The organism is Pseudomonas laurylsulfatiphila, from assembly GCF_002934665.1.
GTDB lineage: Bacteria > Pseudomonadota > Gammaproteobacteria > Pseudomonadales > Pseudomonadaceae > Aquipseudomonas > Aquipseudomonas laurylsulfatiphila.
In genome coordinates this window covers 58,292-80,854 of sequence record NZ_NIRS01000008.1, presented here as the reverse complement: position 1 = coordinate 80,854, position 22,563 = coordinate 58,292, and the positions used below count along the sequence as shown (strand labels likewise).

General features: G+C 62.6%; 22 protein-coding genes. 4 read left to right on the top strand and 18 right to left on the bottom strand.

Annotation, left to right across the window (positions count from 1 at the left end; all coding sequences use genetic code 11):
• Nucleotides 1-18 precede the first annotated feature (18 nt).
• Together CD175_RS26845 and hemE are read left to right on the top strand one after the other, a co-directional pair.
• A complete protein-coding gene (locus CD175_RS26845; protein WP_007975602.1) occupies nt 19-1,437 on the top strand; it encodes an FAD-dependent oxidoreductase in 1,419 nt (472 codons plus the stop codon).
• A gap of 247 nt (nt 1,438-1,684) precedes the next feature.
• The gene (gene hemE, locus CD175_RS26840) at nt 1,685-2,752 is read left to right on the top strand and encodes a uroporphyrinogen decarboxylase (protein WP_104451099.1); all 1,068 of its coding nucleotides are present in this window, start codon (nt 1,685-1,687) and stop codon (nt 2,750-2,752) included.
• 63 nt (nt 2,753-2,815) lie between these two features.
• On the opposite strand, the gene CD175_RS26835 is transcribed toward hemE, so the two are convergent.
• Nucleotides 2,816-4,090, bottom strand: a complete 1,275-nt coding sequence (locus CD175_RS26835; protein WP_205886358.1) for an MFS transporter — start codon at nt 4,088-4,090, stop codon at nt 2,816-2,818.
• 118 nt (nt 4,091-4,208) lie between these two features.
• Here CD175_RS26835 and CD175_RS26830 point away from each other — a divergent pair, with 118 nt between their 5' ends.
• Both CD175_RS26830 and CD175_RS26825 read left to right on the top strand, forming a co-directional pair.
• A complete protein-coding gene (locus CD175_RS26830; protein ID WP_015093147.1) occupies nt 4,209-5,111 on the top strand; it encodes a LysR family transcriptional regulator in 903 nt (300 codons plus the stop codon).
• 499 nt (nt 5,112-5,610) lie between these two features.
• Nucleotides 5,611-5,826 carry a DUF6124 family protein gene (locus tag CD175_RS26825; RefSeq protein ID WP_015093148.1) on the top strand — a complete coding sequence of 72 codons (216 nt, stop codon included), beginning with the start codon at nt 5,611-5,613 and terminating at the stop codon, nt 5,824-5,826.
• Nucleotides 5,827-5,965: 139 nt separating this feature from the next.
• Here CD175_RS26825 and CD175_RS26820 read toward each other — a convergent pair whose 3' ends face one another.
• From CD175_RS26820 to CD175_RS26740, 17 genes are all read right to left on the bottom strand, one after another.
• The gene (locus CD175_RS26820) at nt 5,966-7,192 is read right to left on the bottom strand and encodes a beta-ketoacyl-ACP synthase (RefSeq protein ID WP_015093149.1); all 1,227 of its coding nucleotides are present in this window, start codon (nt 7,190-7,192) and stop codon (nt 5,966-5,968) included.
• Complete coding sequence (fabG, locus tag CD175_RS26815; protein WP_102698590.1) at nt 7,192-7,920, bottom strand: 3-oxoacyl-ACP reductase FabG; 729 nt, start codon at nt 7,918-7,920, stop codon at nt 7,192-7,194. The genes CD175_RS26820 and fabG overlap by 1 nt, the downstream gene beginning before the upstream one ends.
• Nucleotides 7,917-8,378, bottom strand: coding sequence for a hotdog family protein (locus CD175_RS26810; RefSeq protein WP_007974617.1), 462 nt, complete (start codon nt 8,376-8,378; stop codon nt 7,917-7,919). The genes fabG and CD175_RS26810 overlap by 4 nt, the downstream gene beginning before the upstream one ends.
• The gene (locus tag CD175_RS26805; protein WP_104451097.1) at nt 8,375-9,571 is read right to left on the bottom strand and encodes a beta-ketoacyl-[acyl-carrier-protein] synthase family protein; all 1,197 of its coding nucleotides are present in this window, start codon (nt 9,569-9,571) and stop codon (nt 8,375-8,377) included. Before CD175_RS26805 ends, CD175_RS26810 begins: the two co-directional genes overlap by 4 nt.
• Nucleotides 9,568-10,185: a DUF3261 domain-containing protein gene (locus CD175_RS26800; protein ID WP_167399554.1), complete on the bottom strand. Its 618-nt coding sequence runs from the start codon at nt 10,183-10,185 to the stop codon at nt 9,568-9,570. Before CD175_RS26800 ends, CD175_RS26805 begins: the two co-directional genes overlap by 4 nt.
• A complete protein-coding gene (locus tag CD175_RS26795; protein WP_104451095.1) occupies nt 10,185-10,910 on the bottom strand; it encodes a class I SAM-dependent methyltransferase in 726 nt (241 codons plus the stop codon). Before CD175_RS26795 ends, CD175_RS26800 begins: the two co-directional genes overlap by 1 nt.
• Nucleotides 10,907-12,154: an NAD(P)/FAD-dependent oxidoreductase gene (locus tag CD175_RS26790; RefSeq protein WP_104451094.1), complete on the bottom strand. Its 1,248-nt coding sequence runs from the start codon at nt 12,152-12,154 to the stop codon at nt 10,907-10,909. The genes CD175_RS26795 and CD175_RS26790 overlap by 4 nt, the downstream gene beginning before the upstream one ends.
• A complete protein-coding gene (locus CD175_RS26785; protein ID WP_104451093.1) occupies nt 12,141-13,298 on the bottom strand; it encodes a sodium:proton antiporter in 1,158 nt (385 codons plus the stop codon). The genes CD175_RS26790 and CD175_RS26785 overlap by 14 nt, the downstream gene beginning before the upstream one ends.
• A complete protein-coding gene (locus CD175_RS26780; protein WP_104451092.1) occupies nt 13,298-15,637 on the bottom strand; it encodes an MMPL family transporter in 2,340 nt (779 codons plus the stop codon). Before CD175_RS26780 ends, CD175_RS26785 begins: the two co-directional genes overlap by 1 nt.
• Nucleotides 15,621-16,325 (bottom strand): outer membrane lipoprotein carrier protein LolA, encoded by a 705-nt coding sequence (locus tag CD175_RS26775; protein WP_104451091.1) that lies wholly within the window; start codon nt 16,323-16,325, stop codon nt 15,621-15,623. Before CD175_RS26775 ends, CD175_RS26780 begins: the two co-directional genes overlap by 17 nt.
• The gene (locus CD175_RS26770) at nt 16,322-16,747 is read right to left on the bottom strand and encodes an acyl-CoA thioesterase (protein ID WP_104451090.1); all 426 of its coding nucleotides are present in this window, start codon (nt 16,745-16,747) and stop codon (nt 16,322-16,324) included. Before CD175_RS26770 ends, CD175_RS26775 begins: the two co-directional genes overlap by 4 nt.
• The gene (locus tag CD175_RS26765; RefSeq protein WP_102673200.1) at nt 16,740-18,284 is read right to left on the bottom strand and encodes an HAL/PAL/TAL family ammonia-lyase; all 1,545 of its coding nucleotides are present in this window, start codon (nt 18,282-18,284) and stop codon (nt 16,740-16,742) included. Before CD175_RS26765 ends, CD175_RS26770 begins: the two co-directional genes overlap by 8 nt.
• Nucleotides 18,265-19,206: a lysophospholipid acyltransferase family protein gene (locus CD175_RS26760; RefSeq protein WP_104451089.1), complete on the bottom strand. Its 942-nt coding sequence runs from the start codon at nt 19,204-19,206 to the stop codon at nt 18,265-18,267. Before CD175_RS26760 ends, CD175_RS26765 begins: the two co-directional genes overlap by 20 nt.
• Nucleotides 19,203-19,937, bottom strand: a complete 735-nt coding sequence (locus CD175_RS26755) for a glycosyltransferase family 2 protein (RefSeq protein WP_104451088.1) — start codon at nt 19,935-19,937, stop codon at nt 19,203-19,205. Before CD175_RS26755 ends, CD175_RS26760 begins: the two co-directional genes overlap by 4 nt.
• A 146-nt stretch (nt 19,938-20,083) precedes the next feature.
• Entirely contained in the window at nt 20,084-21,763 is a 1,680-nt protein-coding gene (locus CD175_RS26750; RefSeq protein ID WP_104451087.1) for an acyl-CoA synthetase family protein, read from the bottom strand.
• The gene (locus tag CD175_RS26745; protein ID WP_104451086.1) at nt 21,760-22,305 is read right to left on the bottom strand and encodes a COG4648 family protein; all 546 of its coding nucleotides are present in this window, start codon (nt 22,303-22,305) and stop codon (nt 21,760-21,762) included. The genes CD175_RS26750 and CD175_RS26745 overlap by 4 nt, the downstream gene beginning before the upstream one ends.
• Nucleotides 22,302-22,556: an acyl carrier protein gene (locus tag CD175_RS26740; RefSeq protein WP_007972204.1), complete on the bottom strand. Its 255-nt coding sequence runs from the start codon at nt 22,554-22,556 to the stop codon at nt 22,302-22,304. The genes CD175_RS26745 and CD175_RS26740 overlap by 4 nt, the downstream gene beginning before the upstream one ends.
• Nucleotides 22,557-22,563 lie beyond the last annotated feature (7 nt).

Genomic DNA, 22,563 nt, shown 5'->3' with positions numbered 1-22,563 from the left:
GTTTGATGAGGTTTTAAAATGGCTGAACGTCTGAATAATGACTTCCAGTTCATCGAGGTCGGGCGCAAGGATCCGAAGAAGAAACTGTTGCGTCAACGCAAGAAAGAGTTCGTGGAAATCTACGAACCCTTCAAACCCCAGCAGTCGGCCGACCAGGCCCACCGCTGCCTGGGTTGCGGTAACCCGTATTGCGAATGGAAGTGCCCGGTGCACAACTTCATTCCCAACTGGCTGAAGCTGGTGGCCGAGGGCAACATCCTCCAGGCCGCCGAGTTGTCGCACCAGACCAACACCCTGCCGGAAGTCTGCGGCCGGGTGTGCCCGCAAGACCGCCTGTGCGAGGGTGCCTGCACCCTCAACGACGGCTTCGGCGCGGTGACCATCGGTTCGGTGGAGAAGTACATCACCGACACCGCGTTCGCCATGGGTTGGCGCCCGGACATGTCCAAGGTCAAGCCGACCGGCAAGCGTGTCGCGATCATCGGTGCCGGGCCTGCGGGCCTGGGTTGCGCCGACGTGCTGGTGCGCGGCGGCGTGACCCCGGTGGTGTTCGACAAGAACCCGGAAATCGGTGGCCTGCTGACCTTCGGCATCCCTGAGTTCAAGCTGGAAAAGACCGTGCTGAGCAATCGCCGCGAAGTCTTCACCGGCATGGGCATCGAGTTCCGCCTCAACACCGAGGTGGGCAAGGACGTGACCATGGAGCAACTGCTCGAAGAATACGATGCCGTGTTCATGGGCATGGGCACCTACACCTACATGAAGGGCGGTTTTGCCGGTGAAGACCTGCCAGGCGTGTACGACGCACTGGACTTCCTGATCGCCAACGTCAACCGCAACCTGGGCTTTGAAAAGTCGCCGGAAGATTTCGTCGACATGAAAGGCAAGAAGGTCGTGGTACTGGGTGGTGGCGACACGGCGATGGACTGCAACCGTACGTCGATCCGCCAGGGCGCCAAGTCGGTGACCTGCGCCTATCGTCGTGACGAAGCGAACATGCCGGGCTCGCGCAAAGAGGTGAAGAACGCCAAGGAAGAAGGCGTGAAATTCCTCTACAACCGCCAGCCGATTGCGATTGTTGGTGAAGACAAGGTCGAAGGGGTGAAAGTGGTCGAGACTCGTCTCGGCGAGCCGGACGCCCGTGGCCGTCGCAGCCCCGAGCCGATCCCGGGTTCCGAAGAGATCATCCCGGCCGACGCCGTGGTCATCGCGTTCGGTTTCCGTCCTAGCCCGGCACCGTGGTTCGAGCAGTTCGAGATCCAGACCGACAGCCAGGGCCGCGTTGTGGCTCCGGAGCAAGGTCAGTACAAGCACCAGACCAGCAACCCGAAAATCTTCGCCGGTGGCGACATGGTGCGCGGTTCGGACCTGGTGGTGACGGCGATCTTCGAAGGCCGTAATGCCGCCGAAGGGATCCTGGATTACCTGGGCGTCTAACCCCCGTTCGAAACTGCAATGCAATACCTGTAGGAGCTGGCTTGCCAGCGATGGCATCACCGCGGTGTATCTGATGCACCGCGGTGCCCGCATCGCCGGCAAGCCAGCTCCTACAGTCGTTTTGTGGTGTTGCAAACACCGTGTTTCATTGCGACAAATTGACCCTATAGACAAAAGGCTGACCTGCATCCGTGCCTTTTGCGTCCGGCTCTGAGAAAATGCCCTCACTTTTTTTCCGGATGCCGACATGACTGCCCTGAAGAACGACCGTTTCCTGCGCGCCCTGCTCAAGCAACCCGTAGACGTCACCCCTGTGTGGATGATGCGTCAGGCCGGTCGCTACCTGCCTGAATACCGCGCCAGCCGCGCCAAGGCCGGCGACTTCATGAGCCTGTGCATGAACCCGGCGTTCGCTTGCGAAGTCACGATGCAACCGCTCGACCGCTATCCACAACTGGATGCGGCGATCCTCTTTTCCGACATCCTGACCATCCCCGATGCCATGGGGCAGGGCCTGTACTTCGAAACCGGTGAGGGCCCGCGCTTCAAGAAAGTCATCAGCACCCTGGCCGACATCGAAGCCCTGCCGATTCCTGACCCGCAGAAAGACCTCGGCTACGTGATGGATGCGGTCAGCACCATCCGTCGTGAGCTGAACGGGCGTGTACCGTTGATCGGTTTCTCCGGCAGCCCATGGACCCTGGCGACCTACATGGTCGAAGGCGGCTCGTCGAAAGACTTCCGCAAGACCAAGGCCATGCTCTACGACAACCCGCAAGCCATGCACCTGTTGCTGGACAAGCTTGCGCAGTCGGTCACCAGCTACCTCAACGGCCAGATCATGGCCGGTGCGCAAGCGGTGCAGATCTTCGACACCTGGGGCGGTAACCTGTCGGCAGCGGCGTATCAGGAGTTCTCCCTGGCCTACATGCGCAAAATCGTCAGCGGCCTGATCCGCGAGCACGAAGGCCGCAAGGTGCCGGTCATCCTGTTCACCAAGAACGGCGGCTTGTGGCTGGAAAGCATTGCCGAAGCTGGCGCCGATGCATTGGGCCTGGACTGGTCCTGCGACATCGGCAACGCCCGTGCCCGTGTTGGCGACAAGGTCGCGCTACAAGGCAACATGGACCCGACCGTGCTCTACGCCAAACCGGAAGCCATTCGCGCCGAAGTCGGGCGCATTCTTGCCAGCTACGGCAAAGGCAGCGGCCACGTGTTCAACCTCGGTCATGGCATTACGCCGGAAGTCGATCCGGAACACGCCGGTGCGTTCCTGCGGGCCGTGCATGAATTGTCGGCGCAGTATCACGAGTGATCGCAACCCGATAATAGAAAGCCCGGTATTTGCCGGGCTTTTTGTTTCTGAAGATCGTGAGTTTTAAGCTTTCACATTCTTCAACAGCGGCAACTTCGCCAGTTTCAACGCGATCAGCAGCGCAATCACCAGCAGCGTGCCGATGAACAGCCCGATCCCGTTCCAGCCACCCAGATGCCAGAACACGCCACCCGCCGTGCCGGCAATGCTTGACCCTGCGTAGTAGCTGAACAGGTACAGCGACGACGCCTGGCCCTTGGCCTTGGTGGCACGGCGGCCGATCCAGCTGCTGGCCACCGAGTGGGCACCGAAGAAACCGAAGGTGAACACCAGCATGCCGATGATCACCAGCGGCAGCGGTGTGAACATCGTCAGGGCCAGGCCGGCTATCATCAGTGCAATGGTGCTCCAGAGCATTTTGCGTCGACCGAGCTTGTCGGCCAGCGCCCCGATTTTCGCCGAGCTGTAGATTCCCGACAGGTACACCACCGAGAGCATCCCGACGAACGCCTGTTCCATGTGATACGGCTCGGCCAGCAGGCGATAGCCGATGTAGTTGAACAGCGTGACGAACGCCCCCATCAGCACAAAGGCCTCGAGGAACAGCAGCGGCAAGCCGGCGTCGCGAAAGTGCATGGTGAAGCCGTCGAGCAGGCTGCGCGGGTGCAGCGAGCGGGAGCGGAAGTTGCGCGATTCGGGGAGGATTTTCCAGAACACCGCCGCCGCAATCAGGGCCAGGCCGCCGATCACCAGCATTGCCGTGTGCCAACTGACGAAGTCAATCAGTACCCCGGTGATCAAGCGCCCGCTCATCCCGCCAATCGCGTTGCCGCCGATGTACAGGCCCATCGCCAGGCCGATGTGCTGCGGATGGATCTCTTCGCTCAGGTAGGTCATGGCGACCGCCGCCAGCCCGCTCAATGACAGGCCCACCAACGCCCGCATCGCCAGTACCGCGTGCCAGCTCGGCAGCATCGCGCTGGCAAGGGTGCACAGGGCGGCGGCGAACAGCGCGGCGACCATCACCGGTTTGCGCCCGACACGGTCGGAGATCGGCCCCGTGATCAGCAAGCCGAAAGCGAGCATGCCGGTGGCGACAGAGAGGATCAGGCTGCTTTGCGCCGCGTTGATGGAATATTCGTGGGACAGCAGCGGCATCATCGGTTGCACGCAGTAGAGCAGGGCGAAGGTCGCAAAGCCGCCGCAGAACAGCGCCAGCACCGTGCGCATGAACGCTGGCGTGCCTTTTTCGATGTAGATCTCCGCCAGCTCAACGGCGATAGCGTCCGGCGCTACGGGAGGAACTTCATGGGCGAGTGGAGCGACAGCAGTTTTCACGGGGGACCTCGGAGGACGCAGCCGGTCAGGCAATGAAAAAAGCATATAGCTGGCTAATGATTCAATCCAATATATTGTTCGACCTGTTTGATAGCTTTTACGACCTAATGGGGTTTTCATGGAATTGCGTCATCTGCGCTACTTCATCGCCGTCGCCGAAGAACTGCACTTCGGCCGCGCCGCACAGGTGCTGGGCATCTCCCAGCCGCCGCTGAGCCAGCAAATCCAGGCACTGGAACAGGAAGTCGGCGCGCGGCTGTTCGAGCGTACCAATCGTCGGGTCGAGCTGAGCGAGGCCGGTCGGCTGTTCCTGGAAGAGGCGCGGCTGGTGCTGGCACAGGTCGACAAAGCGGCGGATGTCGCGCGACGGGCGCAACTGGGTGAGTTGGGTGAATTGAAGATTGGCTTCACCTCATCGGCCCCGTTCAACTCGACCATTCCCCAGGCGATTTTCTCTTTCCGCCAGCGCTTCCCGGCGGTACACCTGAACCTGCGGGAAATGAGCAGCACCCAAGTGGCCGATGCGCTGGTGGACGAGTCGATTGAGGTCGGCATCATGCGCCCACTCGGGCTGCCGGATTGCCTCAGCGTGGTCGAGCTGATGCGTGAACCGCTGGTCGCGGTGCTCAGCTCCAAGCATCCGTTGGTAGAGGGGAGCGAGGAGGGACTGTTTCTGTCAGCCCTGGCGCTTGAGCCCTTTGTGTTCTTTCCACGCAGCTACGGCAGTGGTCTGTATGCGCAGTTGCTCAGCCTGGCCCGGGATTCCGGCTTCAGCCCGCACTTCGCCCAGGAGGCTGGGGAGGCGATGACCATCATCGGGCTGGTGGCGGCGGGGCTCGGTGTTTCGGTGTTGCCGGCGTCTTATCAGCGGATGCGTATTGATGGTGTGGTCTACCGGCCGTTGCTTGATCCGGCAGCGGTGTCGGCGGTGTGGCTGGTGCAGCGTAAGGATCAGAAGTCGGCGATGGCCAAAGCGTTTGTTGAGCTGCTGACGCGTAAGGTTGAGCCACTGAAGCCGTGACGGCTGCGCCGTCAATCGCGAGCAAGCTCGCTCCCACAGGGTTCAGCGCAGTGAACACAATCTTGGTAGCGCCGGGAAACCCTGTGGGAGCGGGCTTGCCCGCGAAGGCGTCCGCAAAAACACCAACAGTATCCCAAGCCAGCAGGAAGCTTTACCGCCAGCCGTGGGACATTTCCGAAATCCATCGGACAGGCTACAGCGCCTTGCGGCGTTGCCTACGACTACTCCAGAATCCGCCGGCTTGTGCGCTTTGAGGGCCATCGGTAGCTTGATTCGTGTCACTGATGGTCAGTGATCGGGTTTAGCAGCCCGTATCGAAGTAAGCGCATTTGCGCTCCTGATAGGCAGGTATGTCCATACCTGCCCTTGACGGTGGCTGTGCGCAGGGCGCCTTCGGGCGCGCCGGTTTACTTCGTCCGGTCTGCTAACCTGCGTACAGCTGCCACCCATATGATCAGCAACGATTCGGCGTGGCCGCCCACTTTCAGGACGCTGAATCATGACCAGTACAATCTTCCTCATCGCCCCCGACATCGACAACCGCACCCTGCTGGAATACGCCTGCGTGTCGCTGGCCTCGGCAAGCGTCATGGCGAGTGACTTCGCCAGAGACCTGAAGGGATCGCAGGGCCACACCCTGCTGGGCATCCAGCAGTCGATCATGCTGGGGGAAATGGCGGTGAATCGGGTACTGGATAACCTCGACCCACCGTGATCGTCCGGGGAGGCGAGAACCCTTGTGGGAGCGAGCCTGCTCGCGAAAAACGCCCAAACAACGCGGTCATCCAGGCCCCGTGCGTTATCGTTGACGCCCATCGCGAGCAGGCTCGCTCCCACAAGGGAAATGTTTTTGCTTACGACCAGCGCTTGAAAATCAGCGAAGTATTCACCCCGCCAAACGCAAAGTTGTTGTTCATCACGTACCGGTTACTCATCTGCCGAAACTCGCCGCGCAGGTAGTCGAGCTTGCCGCAATGCGGGTCGACTTCGTCGAGGTTGAAGGTGTGGGCGTAGAGGTCGCGGTTCATCATTTCGATGCTGAACCAGGATTCCAGTGCACCACAGGCACCGAGGGTGTGGCCGAGGAAGCTCTTCTGCGAGCTGATCGGCATGTGTTCGCCGAACAGGCTGCTGGTGGCCAGGGTTTCGGCGATGTCGCCCTGTTCGGTGGCGGTGCCGTGGCCGTTGACGTAGCCGATGTCCGAAGGTGTCAGCCCGGCGTCTTCCAGGGCCAGTTCCATGGCCCGGCGCATGGTGACTTGCTCCGGACGGGTGGTGTGCTGACCGTCGGCGTTGCTGCCGAAACCGACAATCTCGGCGTGGATGCGGGCGCCACGGGCCAGGGCGTGTTCCAGTTCTTCGAGCACCAGCATGCCGCCGCCTTCGCCGATCACCAGGCCGTCGCGTGCGGTGTCGTAAGGGCGCGGGCTGCGTTGTGGGGTGTCGTTTTTCAGGCTGGTGGCGTAGAGCGCGTCGAAGACCATGGCTTCGGTCGGGCACAGTTCCTCGGCACCGCCGGCGAGCATCAGCGGCAGGCGGCCGAACTTGATCGCCTCGTAGGCATAGCCGATGCCCTGGCTGCCGCTGGTGCAGGCGCTGGAGGTGGGAATCAGGCGGCCGGTGAGGCCGAAAAAGATGCTGATGTTCGCTGCGGTGGTGTGCGGCATCATCCGCACGTAGGAATTGGCGTTAAGGCCTTCGGCCACCGAGTTGAGCAGCATATTGCCGAACGCCTTGATCTCGTCGGTGCTGCCGGTCGAGGAACCGCAGGCGACACCCATGCGCCCGTCCTTGATCGATTCGTCGCCCAACAGGCCGGCATCGGCCAGCGCCATCTCCGCCGCACCCACCGCCAGCCGCGAGACCCGGCCCATGCTGCGCAGTTGCTTGCGGGTCCAGTGGCTTGGCACTTTGAAGTCATCGATGGGGGCTGCCAGGCGCGTGTTGAGTTCGGTAAAACGATCCCACTCGTCCATCCGGCGGATGCCGCTGCGGTTGGCCGCGAAGTTGCCGGCGATGGTGTCCCAGTCGCTGCCCAGTGAGGTGATGCCGGCCATGCCGGTGACGACGACGCGCTTCATCAGCACAGGCCTCCGTTGACGGCCAGAACCTGCCGGGTGATGTACGAGGCTTCCGCCGACATCAGGAAATTCACCGCGCCGGCCACCTCTTCAGGGGTGCCCATGCGTTGTGCGGGGATCATTTTCATCAGTTCTTCCACCGGCACGTTTTCGTCGAGCATGGCTGTGTCGATCAGGCCGGGGGCGACACAGTTAACGGTGATTTTGCGCTTGCCCAGCTCGATCGCCAATGCCTTGGCCGCACCGATCAGTCCGGCCTTGGAAGCGCTGTAGTTGACCTGGCCACGGTTGCCGATCAGCCCGGACACCGAGGTTATGCAGACAATTCGCCCGGCGGCGCGACGCCGGATCATCGGCATCATTACCGGGTGCAGCACGTTGTAGAAGCCGTCGAGATTGGTGCGCATCACCACATCCCAATCGTCCTCGCTCAGGGCCGGAAAGGCGCCGTCGCGGGTCAGGCCGGCATTGAGCACTACGCCGTAATAGGCACCGTGGGTTTCCACGTCGGCTTCGAGAATTTCCTTGCAACGGGCGCGGTCGGCCACGTCGAACTGCAGGATGCGCGCACGGCGGCCCAAGGCCTCGACTTCGGCCTTGACGGCTTCGGCGTCGGCCAGGCCGCTACGGCAATGCAGCACGATGTCGTGCCCGGCCCGGGCCAGGCGCAAGGCGATGGCGCGGCCGATGCCACGGCTGGAACCGGTGACCAGTACGGATTCAGTCATGACTGGACTCCTTCGGGTTCATGGAGATATTGAGCAGCCTGGGGTGGGCGGAACACGTTCAGACGGGCAGTGGCGTGGATACCGTTGCCGTTGATGTGGCACTCGAACACGCCCATGCCGTTGTCGTCTTCCAGGGAGCGAATCCCGTGGAGGGTCAACTCGGTGCCGGCCGGGAAGCTTTCCACGTTGCATTCGAATTTGCGGCTGCCGAGCAGGAAGCCCAACTCCACCGCATCGCCGCGCTGACGCGCATGGCAACCGGCGAAGGCGGCAACACTTTGCGCCATCAGTTCGATGCCGACCCAGGCCGGCAGGCTGCCGTCGGGGAGATTGAACAGGCCATCGGGCTTGACGGTCAGGCGGGTGTGAATCTGCTCTTCATCGAACGCCAGGACCTGATCGATCAGGATCATGTCGCCGGCGTGGGGCAGCAGTTCGGCGAGCGGCCAGTCAATCATGGGGCGTCTCCGATAATCAGGCTGACGTTATTGCCACCGAAGGCAAAGGAATTGCTCATCAGGTAACGGGGTGCAATGGACGTCAGGCGAGTGGCCGGGGTCACCCAATGCAGCGGCGGCAATTCGGGATCGGGCTGTCCGTCCCAGACGTGCGGCGGCAGGGCATGCCCGCGATTGTCGGCGCTCAGGCTCAACCAGCAGAACGCCGCTTCCAGCGCCCCGGCTGCACCGAGGGTGTGGCCGGTCATGGGTTTGCTCGACGAACAGGGCACGCCGGCCGGGAACAGCGTCGCCACGGCCAGGCTTTCCATGGCGTCGTTGTGTTGGGTGGCAGTCCCGTGCAGGTTCAGATAAGCGATCTGCTCCGGTTGCAGGTTGGCGCGGCCCAAGGCTTTGCGCATGGCTTGCAGGGCGCCACGCCCCGTCGGCTCGGGGGCGGAAATGTGATGCGCATCGGAGCTGGCGCCGCTGCCGAGCAAGGCAATCGGCTGGCTGTCGCCTGCGTGCCTGGTCATCAGGAACAGCACCGCCGCTTCGCCAATGTTGATGCCGTTGCGGTTCAGCGAAAACGGATTGCAACGCTGTTCCGAGACCGCTTCCAGCGCCGAGAAACCGTTGAGGGTCAGCTTGCACAGGGTATCGACACCGCCACACAGCACCGCGTCGCAGATGCCCAGGTCCAACAGGCGCTGGGCGCTCATCAGGGCTCGGGCACTGGAGGTGCAAGCCGTGGAAATGACATAGGCCGGCCCGCTCAGTTGCAGCCATTCGGCGAGGAAGTTTGCCGGTGCCCCGAGCTCCTGTTGCTGGTAGTCGTACTCAGGTGGGAACTGCTTTTCGCGCAGGTAATGCGCCAGGCCCTGGCTGGCCTCGTCGATGCCCGAGGTGCTGGTGCCGAGCACGACACCGATGCGATCGCGGCCGTAAGTCTGGATGGCGCTGTCGATGTCCGCGCGGATTTGCAGCGTGGCTTCCAGCAACAGCTGATTGTTGCGACTCTGATGTCGCGACATGTCGGCGGGAAGGGTTGCCAGGTTGCCTTGGACCGCGCCGACCGGCAGCGTGCATTGCGGCACCCAGCCGGCTTGTTCGCGCATGCCGCCGCAGTCGCCGGCAAACAGGTGGCGGGCAACCTCCTGCTTGTCGCGGCCCAGCGCGCAGACCAATCCGAGGGCATTGAGGTAAGCCGTCATGGTGCTTCACCGCTCAGGGGCGTGACTTGATAGGTCGCACCGTTCGCAGTCATCAATTCAAAATTCTGCGGTTGTGTGTAGCGGACGTCCCAGCGCTCGGGCAGGGACCGTTGTCTGCCGTGCTGCCAGGCGCCGGGATAGTTGGCCGCCAGTTCATCATCCGGCGTTAGCGCAAACAGCAGCGCCGCGAACAGTTCCCGGGCTTGCGGGTTGGGTGGCAACAGGCCGTCGGCGTGCCAGGTTTTATCGTTCAATAGCTGGCGGGCCTGGGGAATGCCCAGCAGGTCCATCATCGACCAGCGAATGCCCGTCTCTTCGCGCTGGATCACCACTACCCAGTCCAGGCGGTCGTCAGGTTTCAATAGCTGGATATGCAATTGCAGCGGCAACGGCAGATCCGGATTTTTTTCGGGCAATGGCGCCCGGCTGGTGCAGGCGCTTAGCAGCAGGGCCACGGCAAATAGCAGAAATCGCAACACACCGACTACCCCTGTGGGAGCGAGCTTGCTCGCGATGGCGGCGATACATTCAGCATTGATATTGGCTGACCCACCGCTATCGCGAGCAAGCTCGCTCCCACAGGTTGAGTATTCCAGGCGACGGGTAATCGACATCACACAGTTCCTTCAAAAGGTTTGCGCGCCACCACATTGACCAAGGTTTCTTCCCGTTGGCCAAAGGGTTTTGGCTTGCACACACCCAAGTATTCGAGCAGGCCGAAATCTTTGGCGCGACTCCACCACAGGTACGGATAAGACACGTTTTGCGCGGTAAATTCGAAACCCTGTTGTCGGATCATTTGCAGATACTGCGCTGCGCTTTTCTGCACGTGCATGGGGTGGCGGAACAGCCAGCGGATCACCCAGGTATCAATGTAGGCCTCGGTGGACTCGGCGAACAGAAGATAACCGCCCGGCTTGAGCACGCGGTAGAACTCGGCCAGGGCCTGTTCCTGCTGCACCAGGTGATGGAACGTCTGGTGACAGAACAGCAGGTCGATACTGGCGTCCGCCAGCTTGAGGCTCGCGCAGTCGCTGCCGATCAGTTCCACGTCCATGCCCTGGCGCACCGCTTCTTCGGCGCTCTGGGTGAGGCTCTGCGGGTCGGCATCGATGCCGATCAGGCGAGCGGGCGCAAAGGCCTGGCGCAGCAGCGCGAATGACTTGCCCTGACCACAGCCGGCATCCAGCAGTACCGGGTCGGCAGGCGGAGCTTCGCTGAACAGGCCGCGCAAATCGTTGACCGCCAGCCGCAGCACATAGTGTTGCCAGATCCGGCTGCGCAGGAACCACAAACCGAAACGGGTTTCTTCGACGTAGTTGTCGCTCAAGTGGTTCATGACGCATCCCTTGCACAGAACTCCGATATCACCTTCAACCGGCGCCGGGCTTCGCTGACGAACGGGTTGCGTGGGTCCCAGGCATAGCCTGCAAGGATGGAGCTGATCATTCCGCGAATTTCCGGCGAACTGCTCTCATGGAAAATCACATCCTGGAAAGTCCCGGCGTACCAGCCTTCGACGTAGCAACGGAAGGTGTCGACGCCGCGCTTGAGCGGCTCGGCGAACTCGGTTTGCCAGTCGACGGCTTCGCCTTGCAGCTGGCGGTGCAACACCCCGGCCGCCATGCTTGCCGAACGCATGGCGATGGTCACCCCGGAGGAAAACACCGGGTCGAGGAATTCCGCGGCATTGCCCAGCAGCGCGAAGCCCGGACCGTGCAGGGTTTTGACGTTGGCCGAGTAACCGCCAATGGTTCGGGCTGCGGTATCCCAGCGCGCGTTGGTCAACACGCTGGCGAGGCTTGGCGTCTCGCCGATAAAGCCGCGCAGGCACTCGTCCAGATTATCGCTGCGGCCGGCGAAACGTTCCTCGGCGGCGACCACGCCGACCGAGCAGCGCCCGTTGCTGAACGGGATGGTCCAGAACCACAGGTCTCGCTGGGTCGGATGAGTGGTCACGAGGATCTTGCTGCGGTCGAAGGCCGGGTGGTCGATACGGTCTTCGACATGGGTGAACACGGCCCGGCGCACCGGGAAGTTCGACGGCGCCTCGAGGTCGAGCAAGCGCGGCAGCACGCGGCCGTAGCCACTGGCATCGAGCATGAATCCAGCTTCGATGCGGTACTCGCTGCCGTCTTCGCGGCGCACGCCGAGCTGTGGTTTTTCCGGTTCGATGTCGACGCTGACGATCGTTTCGCCATAGCGGATCTCCACGCCTTGCAGCGCGGCCTGATCGGCCAGCAGCTTGTCGAAATCGGCGCGCTGGACCTGAAATGTCGTTGATTTGCCGTGGCTGAACGTCTCGCCGAAATCGAACGCGCTGTAACGTTCGCCCCAGGCAAAGGCGGCGCCGGTTTTCACCTGGAAGCCGGCCGCGTTGACGGCGTCGAGCATGCCCGCTTCTTCGACGAAATCCAGGCAATGGGCCAACAGGCTTTCACCGATGGAAAAACGTGGAAAATGCTGACGCTCGATCACCAGCACATCGTGTCCCTTGCGCTTGAGCAACGCGGCGGCGATGGCACCCGAAGGACCGGCGCCGATGACCACGACCTGGCGGCATTCCATTTCAACGGTTGGCATGAGGGCTCCTTGCCGGGACAGCGGTTTTCAGGGGGATTCGGTGCATACCGGTCAGGGCTGGCAGCAGTGTAGCGATCAGGCCCATCAGCATCAGCGCAAAGTACAGCGGCGGGCTGATGAGTTGCTGTTGCAGCAACAGGTTGAGAAAGACGATCTCGCTCAAGCCACGGATGTTCAGCAGCACACTTTCCCGCCAGCGGCTGGCGCCCTTGAACGAGGCCCCGGCCCAGCCGAGGCCGACCCAGTTGCCCAGCAGTTTGCTCAGCATCGGCAACAGCAGCAGGGCGACCAGTTGCACCCAGCCGAGGCTGTCCATCGCGCTGTGCACGTTGATCTGCACGATGCCGAACGTGAGGATCAACGGGATGGCGATGTACGTCTGCAAACGGCTCATCCAGATGGCCGGTAACGGCAGCACCAGCGGCGCTTTCAACGCGGCCATGATCAACACATAGCCGATGCCGAAAATCAGCGCATTGAGCTTGTAGTGCTCGGCGACGACCAGCAGGGCGAAAAAACACAGGCTGTAGAGCCACGTCTGGCGCAAACCAAGCAGCCGCAGCAGCACCGGCAGGCAGGCGCCGGCCAGTGGCAGCAACAGGCTGCTCAGGTGCAGGCTGCCCTGGGCGAGGCCGAACACAGTCCAGCAGGCGAGGTCGATGAGGATCGCGGTTTGCACCAGGCGCCGGGTGGCAGCGGGCGGGTAATCGATGTGCCGCAGGTACAGGTACAGCACCGGAATCGCGGTGATGGCGAACAACAGGCCGACGGCCAGCGAGCTGATCCAGGGTTGCGCCGGCAACAGCCAGACGGCCGTGGCCAGGCCACAGGCAAACGGTATGCAAAAGCTCGGCAGGGCGATTTTCAGGCTCTGTCGATCCAGTTGCAGGTCGATCACATCGCTGAGGATGTAGCCCAGCAACAGGGCAAAGCTCAGGCTGTAGAGGTTCTTCAGCCAGCCCGGCGACACCAGCTGCGCACCGCTCAATTGCCATTGCGGCTCGATCCAGAAATACATCAGCAGCGGCAAACCGAGGGTTGCCAGCAACAACTGGCTGACGATGGGAATCAGGCCGAAATGCCGGCCGACACGGGTCGCCAGCGCGAACAACGCCAGGGCCATCGCCCAGAACAGAACGACCATCACACTGCACGCTCCGCGGCCGTGGACTCATGCACCTGTCGACCGGCCCAGGGTGCCAGCAGGAAGCTGAAGACCAGGCCGAGGCTCACCGACAATCCGAAGTTGCTCACCGCCGGGGTGCTCGACACCGCCAGCAGACCGAACGACAACCAGGTGGTCAACGCCGCCAGCAGGGTGCCCAACAGGCTCACGGCCGCGCCGCCGACCTGTTCGCGCATCAGGATCGCGTAATCGACGCTGATCGCCGTCACCAGCAGCAGGCCGAACAGGCTGAATAGGGTCAACGGCTGCCCCAGCCAACCGAGGCTGGCCAGGCTGCATAACGCCGCCAGCAGCGGCAGTGACACGATGCGCAACGCACCGCCGAGGCCGAACGGCAGGATCAGCACCAGCACGATCAGCACGCAGGACGCGAGTTTCAGTTCGGCGGCACTGATTTGGGTGGCGGCGAAGACAGTGTTCAATTCACCCAGTCGATCCACCAGTGTCACGCCGGGTAAGTCCTCGCCCTGGAGCCGCAGCAGGGCCGGGTTGTTGATGCCTTGCAGGCTGACTATCGCCGCCACGCCGTCTTCGGTCGGCCCCAGCCACAGGGGCCGGTAGGGTTCTGCCAGCGGGCCGCTGAGCGCTGCGTCGATGTCCACGGCCGGCAATGCCTGGAGCTTCGTCAGCTCGGCTTGCAGCGCCTCGGCCGGTACACCGATGTCGAGCAACGGCTGCCAGAACGCCGGCAGTTTGTTCAACGCTTCGCGCACCTGTTGCTGTGCGCTCGGCGTGCTGACCAGTTGATTGAGCGTCAGATACCCCTGGAGCTTTTCCAGGCCAATCAATTGATCCAGTCGCTCGCTCAGGGCGGTCTGGCGTTCAAGCAGTTGCTGTTGGTTGGCGGCGCGTATCAGGAAAAACTGGCTGGTGGGTTGATAACCGGTGATCCGTGCAATGGTCCGGGCTTCGTCGGTCAAATTTTGTGGTGCGCTGATCCACTGGCGGATGTCGTTTTTGCTGTTCAGCTGCAACAGCCCACCCACGCAAAAGGCGATCAGCAGCGCCAGCAAGACTGGCGTTTTCACTTGATTGAGCAGTGCTTCACGACAGCCCAGCAAAAGCTCGCAAACGCGCAATGGCCACTGCGCCGGACGCAGCTCCACGCCCTTGAGCAATGCCGGCAGCAGGCACACGGCGGACAAATAGGCGCCGAGCAAACCGGCGGCAGAGAACACGGCAATCTGGGTCAGCGCCGGGAAGGGTGTCCAGGCCAGGGCCAGGTAGCCGATACCGCTGGTGATCAGGCTCAGGGTCAACCCTGGCAGGGTCAGGCGCAGGGCAGGCCAGCTGTGCCAGGGTTTCAGGCTCCAGCTTTTGGACAGGTAGTGCAGCGGGTAGTCGACCGCCACACCGATCAGGCTCGAACCCAGTACCAGCGTCATCACGTGCATATGGCCGAACAACGCCACGCAGGCCACCGCTCCGAAGAGCATGCCCACCAGCACCGGCACGAACGCCAGCAACACGCGCCAGCGCCGGAAGGCCAACAGCAGCAGCAACAGAATCCCGACGGTGGCACCGCCACCGACCCAGGTCATTTCCCGGGCGGCCTGCTGTTGCCCGTGGGCCGCGTACAGCAAGCCGCTGGCGGCAAGCAGTTGCACATCGTGCTGCGCAGCTTGTTCGCGGCTGTGCTCGAGCAGGTCGGCTACTTGCAGCGGCAGGTTCATGTCGAAGGCGTTGCCGGTGGTGCGCGCGCGCAGCAGCACCCAGCTTTTGCCATCGGCATCGGCGACCAGGGTGCCACTGCCGATGTCCAGTTGCACCGAACCGCGTTGCGGCTGGCTGTTCTGGATACGCCCGGTCAGGCCCAGCCAGTCATCCTGGCTCGGCACCAGGCTGTAACCGTTGAACGGATCGAACAAGGCCTGCACGCGTTGCTGGATAAAGGTGTCGGGGTGCTCGATCAGCAGTTGCCGGTCCACCGCCGAGAGCATCGCCAGGCGACCTTGCAGCAATTGCGTGCGCAGCGCCGGCAAGTCGGCTTGCAGGGTCCACTGGACCTTTTCGAACAGTCCGCTGGCCTGCCATTGCTCGCCGAGGGTTTGCGCCATGGTCACGGCTTGCTGGCGATCGGCGTGGCCGACCAGCACCAGCATTTCGCGGTTCAGCGGTTCTTGCATGCGTTGTTCGGCGCGCAGTTCCAGGGCGTCGGGCGCCGTGCCGGGCACCAGTTCCATCAGGTTCGCCGACAGTGGCGCGCCGTCACGCCATTGCCAACCCGCGAGCGCCAGCACTGCCAGCAGCAGGATCAGAAACAGCCGTGGCAACCACCGTTCACTCGGCAAAGTCATGTTGCTCCGCGTCGCTCAACGGTTGCGCGCTGGTGCTGTCCTGCATGCGCAACAACGTACTGTCGCCCTGGGTCTCGAGCAGTTCGATGCTTTGCACCAGTGCTGCGCCGGTAATGTTGATCTGGTTGAACACTTGCTTGAGCAGCATCGAGCGCGGCACCAGCGTGAGCTTCCAGTTCTGTGCGTCGCCGCTCAGGGACAATTCGAAATCCCGTTGCAGCCCGCTGCTGTCGCCTTGCAGCACGGCGAGTAACAAACGGTTCTGCTCGGCACCGGCGCTTTTGCCCGGCAGCATTTGCCAAACACTGCCGTCTCGCCGGGCAATGCCTTTGGCGGTGATGCGATAGTCCTGCTGCAACGGCGTTTTCAGCAGCCACAACAAGCCGTGGTTTTTTGCCAGCACGAACGTGCCCTTACTGGTCAGCGGCTGGGGCAGGGCGCGCAGGTGTTTCTCCTGGATGAAGTTGCCGTGGATCACCTCGGGTTTGGCCAGTTGCTCGCTGAGTTGTTGCAGGTCGAAGGCATGGGCCAGTCCGGGAATACCCAGTAGCACGCAGAACACTGTAGGAGCGAGCTTGCTCGCGAAAAACCTGAGAACGCCGCGGGGTGTCAGGGGCCCGGTGTCATCGTTAACGACCATCGCGAGCAAGCTCGCTCCTACAGGGGGGCGGGGTTGGCAGAGCATCATGGCAGGGCCCTTTCAACGGCATCGGTGAACACCTTCGGCGAAGTCAGTTGCATCTCGCGGCTGGCGAGGTCGACGGCGACCTGTACCGTCATGGCCCGGGTCAGGCGTTCACCGGTTTGCAGATCGCTGATCAGGTAGTTGATCTTCAAGCGGTTCTCCCACTCCACCAGGTTGGCGCGCACGTTGAGTTTCTGGCCGAACACCGCGCCGCGCACGTAGCGCAATTGCAGGTCGATCACCGGCCACGCGTAGCCGGATTCGTTCATCGCCGTGTAGTTGTGGCCGATCGTGTCCAGCAGCGCGCAGCGGGCGACTTCGAGGTATTTGACGTAATGGCCGTGCCAGACCACGTGCATGCTGTCGACGTCAAAGAAGGGCACGACGATTTCCGTGTCGGTGTGCAGAAGTCCCTTGCTACGCATGCAGCCTCCAGTGTTGTTCGGCGATGCGCTGCAGGCACAGGCGCAACTCGCCTTCCAGCGCGCGGTCTTCGATGACCGGTGGGAAGTCCCCGGCCAAGGCTTCGTGCATGGCGGCCAGTGCGGGTGGCAGTGGGCGTGCATCTTCGGCCTGGCCGCGCAGCCAGACGCCCTGATTGGCCGCCAGCAGCGTGGCGGCGGCCACTTGTTCGGTGAGTTCCAATACGCGGATCGCATCACGGGCGGCGATGGTGCCCATGCTGACTTTGTCCTGGTTGTGGCATTCGGTGGAGCGCGAGAAGACGCTGGCCGGCATGGTGTTTTTCAGCGCTTCGGCAGTCCAGGCGCTGGTGCCGATCTGCACGGCCTTGAAGCCGTGGTTGAGCATGGCGCGGTCCGCCGTGGCGCCGGACAAGTTGCTCGGCAAGCCATGGTTGTAGCGCTCGTCCACCAGCAGCGCGAGTTGCCGGTCCAGCAGGTCGGCAACGTTGGCCACGAGGTTTTTCAGGCTGTCCATGGCGAACGCGATGTGCCCGCCGTAGAAGTGCCCGCCGTGCAGCACGCGCTCGGCTTCGGCGTCGATGATCGGGTTGTCGTTGGCGCTGTTGAGTTCAATCTCGATGAACGAACGCAGCCAGTTCAGGCTGTCGGCCAGCACGCCCAGCACATGGGGCGCGCAGCGCAGGGAGTAGCGGTCTTGCAGGCGATGCAAGGGGGCGGTCGGTGCGTCGATGGCCAGATCCTTGCGCAGCCACGCGGCGACCTGCATCTGCCCCGGATGTGGCTTGGCGGCGAACAGGCGCTCGTCGAAGTGCTCCGGGTTGCCCTGCAGGGCGACCACGTTCAGCGCGGTGATGCGGGTGGCCAGTTGCAGCAGGTAATCAGCACGGGCGAATGCCAGGCAGGCGAGGCCGGTCATTACGGCGGTACCGTTCATCAGTGCCAGGGCTTCTTTCGGACGCAACACCAGCGGCTGCCAGCCGAGTTCGCGGTGCACATCGGCAGCCTGCCGGCGTTCGCCGCGGAACATCACTTCGCGTTCGCCGGACAGCGTGGCGGCAACGTACGAAAGCGGCGTCAGGTCACCGCTGGCGCCGACCGAACCTTCCTCCGGAATCAGCGGCAGGATGTCGTGTTCAAGGAACGCCTGCAGGCGTTCCAGCAGCTCCACGCGCACCCCGGAAACACCGTGGCACAGCGACTGCAGACGCGCCGCCAGTACCGCGCGGGTGGCCTGGGCGTCGAGCAGTTTGCCCAGTCCGCAGCCGTGGAAGGTGTACAGATGCTGCGGTAGCGCTTCGACGTGATGCAGCGGCACCGCGACCACGCAGGAGTCGCCATAACCGGTGGTCACGCCGTAGATCACGCCTTCCTTGTCCAGCAGCGAGTCCAGAAAACGCGCGCCCTTGGCGATGCGCTCGCGGTAGGCGGGATCGCTTTGCAACTGCGCCGGCACCTTGCGGTTGGCCAGTGCCAGCACATCTTCAATGCGCAGAGGGCGTTCGCCGAAGGTTACCGGCTCAAGCGTTGGCGTCGTCATCGGTCTTCCAGAAAGGGTAAAAGTTGAACCATTGTTGGGGCGCTTCGAGGCAATAGTGACTCAGGCGCTCGGCGTAGCGGGACGCCCACTGATGAATGACCTGTTCGCGGTCGCTGCGTATCCAGGTGATTGCCTCAGCGAAGGGTTCAATGGTCAGTCGATAGTCGCCGTCGGGCTTTTTCAGGCACAGCAGCAGATTGATCGGGCATTTCAGCAGGCCGGCCAACAGCCACGGGCCTTGAGGGAATCTGGCCGGATGGCCGAGAAAATCCACGGTCACGCTGCGCCCGCCATGCAGTGGCACGCGGTCGCCGGCAATCGCCAGCCACTCGCCACGCTCCAGGCGCTCGCTCAATTGCAGCATGATCCCCGGGTCGAGCTCACTGACCTGAATCAGGCGCAAGTTGGTCGCCCCGGCTTCACCCAGCAAACGGTTGAACTGTTCGGCGTGCTTGGTGTGCACCAGCACGTTCATCGTGACCTTCTCGCCGATTTCCGCCAGTGCGCGGCAGACTTCCAGGTTGCCCAGGTGTGCGCCCACCAGCATCTGGCCGCGGGCAGCGCGCAACTGGTCGCGCAGCAGCGCCGGGTCGATGATTTCGATTTGCTCGATGCTCAGCCTGCCGTTCCAGACGTCGAGTTTGTCGAGCATGGAGTCGGCGAACGCCATGAACTGGCCGAATACCCGCCAATGGCTCGGGCGCAGTTCGTTGCGACCGCTCCAGTCGGCCAGGCGCTGCTGGTATTGCCAGGCACTGTGTCGGGCGCTGCGTCCGAACAGGAAGAAGTACAGGACGATGCCGTACAACACTGGGCTCAGTACTCGACGGCCCAGCACTTTGGCGCCGAATGCGGTGAGCTTCATCAGCCAGAAACTGCCGCGCTCCTCGCGGTCGGCCCAGTGTTGTTTGTCGACGCTCATGTCCACCACCGTCGCCAGAGGATCACGGGGGAGCGCAGCAACATGCCGAAGAACAGCCGCGTGTGCATGCTGGAAATCAAAACGTTGTCGTGGAACATCCGAAAATGCGAAACGCCGTCCAGCGGGTAACGGACTTTGGTTTGCAGCCATAACATCGGCTGATTGCGCCAGGCCAGACGCACCAGGATGTCCGAGTCGAAGTCCATGCGCTTGCCGATTTTCGCCGACTCGATCAACGCCAGAACCGGTGGCAACGGGTAGACCCGGAAACCGCACATGGAGTCGCGAATCTGCAACGACAGGGTGTTGATCCAGACCATGACGTGGGTGAGGTAGCGCGCATACAAACGGCCTTTCGGCACGCTGGCGTCATATTGCGGATAACCGCAGATCACCGCCCGTGGGTGGCGGCGTGATTGTTCGATGAAGCGTTTGACGTCCTGCAGGTCGTGCTGGCCATCGGCATCCACCTGCAAGGCATGGCTGAAACCCAGGCGCGAAGCTTCGCGCAAGCCGGTCATGACCGCGCCGCCCTTGCCCTGGTTTTCGGCGAGGCGGATCAGGTAAACCATTTCACGTTGGGCCAGGCGGTCCAGTACCCGGGCGCAGCGCGGGCTGCTGGCATCGTCCACCAGGATGCACGGCAGATGGCTGGCGATCAGCGCATCGACCACTGTGGTGATGGCGCCTTCGTGGTTGTACACCGGGACAATGGCGCAGGGGCTATGCATGTTGGTGTACACCTGAAAGACCGAGGTGTTTGCTTCGCGAGCAGGTCGAATCGTCGCACCGTCGCTCCCACATGGGGTCCACGGCGTTCACAAATCCAGTGTGGGAGCGAGCCTGCTCGCGATTGAGTGCGCAGCACTCACCAAACTTACACATGCGCCGCCTCCAGCAAGATCCGCCCACTGGAGCAGGTGGCTGTTTCGTTGCGATAGGCGAAATAGAGCTTGCCGCGCGCCGGGTCGAAGCGCAGGTGCAGCTGGATTTCATCGCCCGGGCGCACCAGTTGCTGGAACTTCAAGACTTCCATGCCGGCGAACTTTTCCGGCAGGTGCATCAGTTGCCGGCCCAGGCTCAGCGCCCAGTCCACCTGCACTACGCCAGGCAATACCGGCGCCTTGGGGAAATGACCGCTGAAATAGGCCAGGTCCGGTGGCACGGCCAGTTGCAGGCTCCACTCGCCATCGCTTTCGACTTGCTCCAGCACCTCTGGAGCTTTGGGGCGCGACGCCAACAGCAGGGCGTCGACGTCGGCCTGGGGCAGTTTGCCCTGAGCGTTCAGCGGCAGTTGTCGCAGCAGGCGCCAGCGTCTCGGCAGGGCCAGGGTTTCGCAGTGTTGGCTCAGGTGTTGGCGCAATTGTTCGGTGAGACTGCGTCGGCCCAGATTACGCAGAGCATGCAAACCGGCTTCGCTCGGGACCACCAACGCCCCCAGGGAAGCGCGGTTTTCCCGAACCACGCCGAGCCGCGCCTCGCTGACCCAGTCATGGGCCATCAGCGCCTGTTCCAGCATCGGCAGCGAGATGCGTTTTTCTTCCAGTTTGACGATCCGGTCCAGTCGCCCGAGCAATTCGAAGCGACCATCGACGGCGATGCGTGCTGAATCGGCGGTCTGTTCGACATGACCGTCAGGCAAGTAGGGCGAAGCAATCAGCAGCGCACCCTCGCTGTCTTGAGTCAGTGTGACATCGGCAAAGGGCTGCCAGAGTTCGGCGCCCTGACGCCAGGCGATGCCGCCGGTTTCCGAGCTGCCGAAAATTTCCGTTGGCCATTGCCCGAGACGCTCATGCAGGCTCTGTGCAGCCTCGACCGGTAATGCGCCGCCGGAGGAAAACACCCTGCGTACGCAGCTCAAGGCCGGCCAGTCGAGGTTGTCGCCCATGCGCTTGAGCAGCGCCGGGCTGGCCACCCAGGCGAAGGCCGGTTGCTCGCGGCTGGCACGTTGCAGGTCTTCCGGGAACGCCAATTGCCGACGTACGAACGGACGCCCGGCGCACAACGGCCACAGTACCCGAAACAACAAACCGTAGATGTGCTGGGTGGCGACGCTGCCAATGATGCACGCCGGGCCCAGGCCAGAGCCCCACAGCTGTTCCAGGGCTTCGATTTCGTTGGCCAGTTGACGCAGGTTTTTTTCGATGCGCTTGGGGTCGCCACTGGAACCGGATGTGCACAGGCTCAACCGACAGTTATCCAGGTCCAGCGCAGCGGTACTGAGCGGTGGCTGTTGGAAATCGCTAAGGTGCATGTCGCCCGGTTGATCGGTCAGCCACAGATCAACTTCGCCTGACCAGCGTTGGCGGGTCTGCGGTTGCAGGTCCGAAGGCAGCAGCACACTGACCCCGGCACGCCAGGCGCCAAGCAGGGCAATCGCCAGGTCGGCGGCATCCTCAAGGTGCACGGCCATCTGTCGTACACCCCGGGCTTGCAGGCCGGCAGCCAGGCTCAGCGCTTGTTCGCAGAGTCGGGCGTGATCCAGTGCCGGACCGCTCGTGATGGCGCGGTCCGGCTGAGCCTTGAGCAGCAGGTGCTCAAGTTTTATCCAATTCATGGGTGGCCTCGTACCCTTAGTCGTATCAGCCATTCAATGGCAAACATCAGGCCTATCAATCCGTAGGAGATCAGGCCGGTGTACAGCGTCCACCAGCTCAGCGGCGCCCAAAGGGTCAGGGCGGCAGCACACAAACCGTTGCATAGAAAGAAAACGCTCCAGGCGATGGTCACCTGACGGGTATAGCGAATGCCCTCGGCCGGCAATTGCGGCTCGCGCACCCGGGCCAGGCGTTCGACGATCGGTGGGCCGAATGTCAGGCTCGAGCCGAACAGCACCAACATGAAGGCGCTGATCAACACCGGATACCAGCGCAACAGCGCCGGGCTGTCGAACAGTGCCAGCAACAGGCAGAACACAATGGCCACCGTCGCCATCCACAGGCTGCCGGGCCGACGTTTGCCGGTCAGCACCCGGGCCAGCCACAGTCCGCCCAGCAGCAGGCCGAACTGCCAGGGGGCGAAATGCTCCATGCCGAAATACACCGCAAAGGGATACAAAAGGCCTGCCAGCAGCAGGCCGAGGCCAATCAAACGACTCATGCGGCCGGTTGAACCAGACGGTAGACCGCCTCGACCACGTCACTGACGGTACGCACCGATTTGAATTCTTCGGCGGCGATTTTCTTGCCCGTCTGACGTTTGATGTGATCGATCAGGTCGACCGCGTCGATGCTGTCGATTTCCAGGTCCTGATACAGGTTGGATTCCAGGCTCACACGCCCGGGGTCCAGTTCGAAGAGCTCGACCAGGGCATCGCGCAGGGTGTTGAAAATGTCGTCACGAGTTTGCATGGTCCGG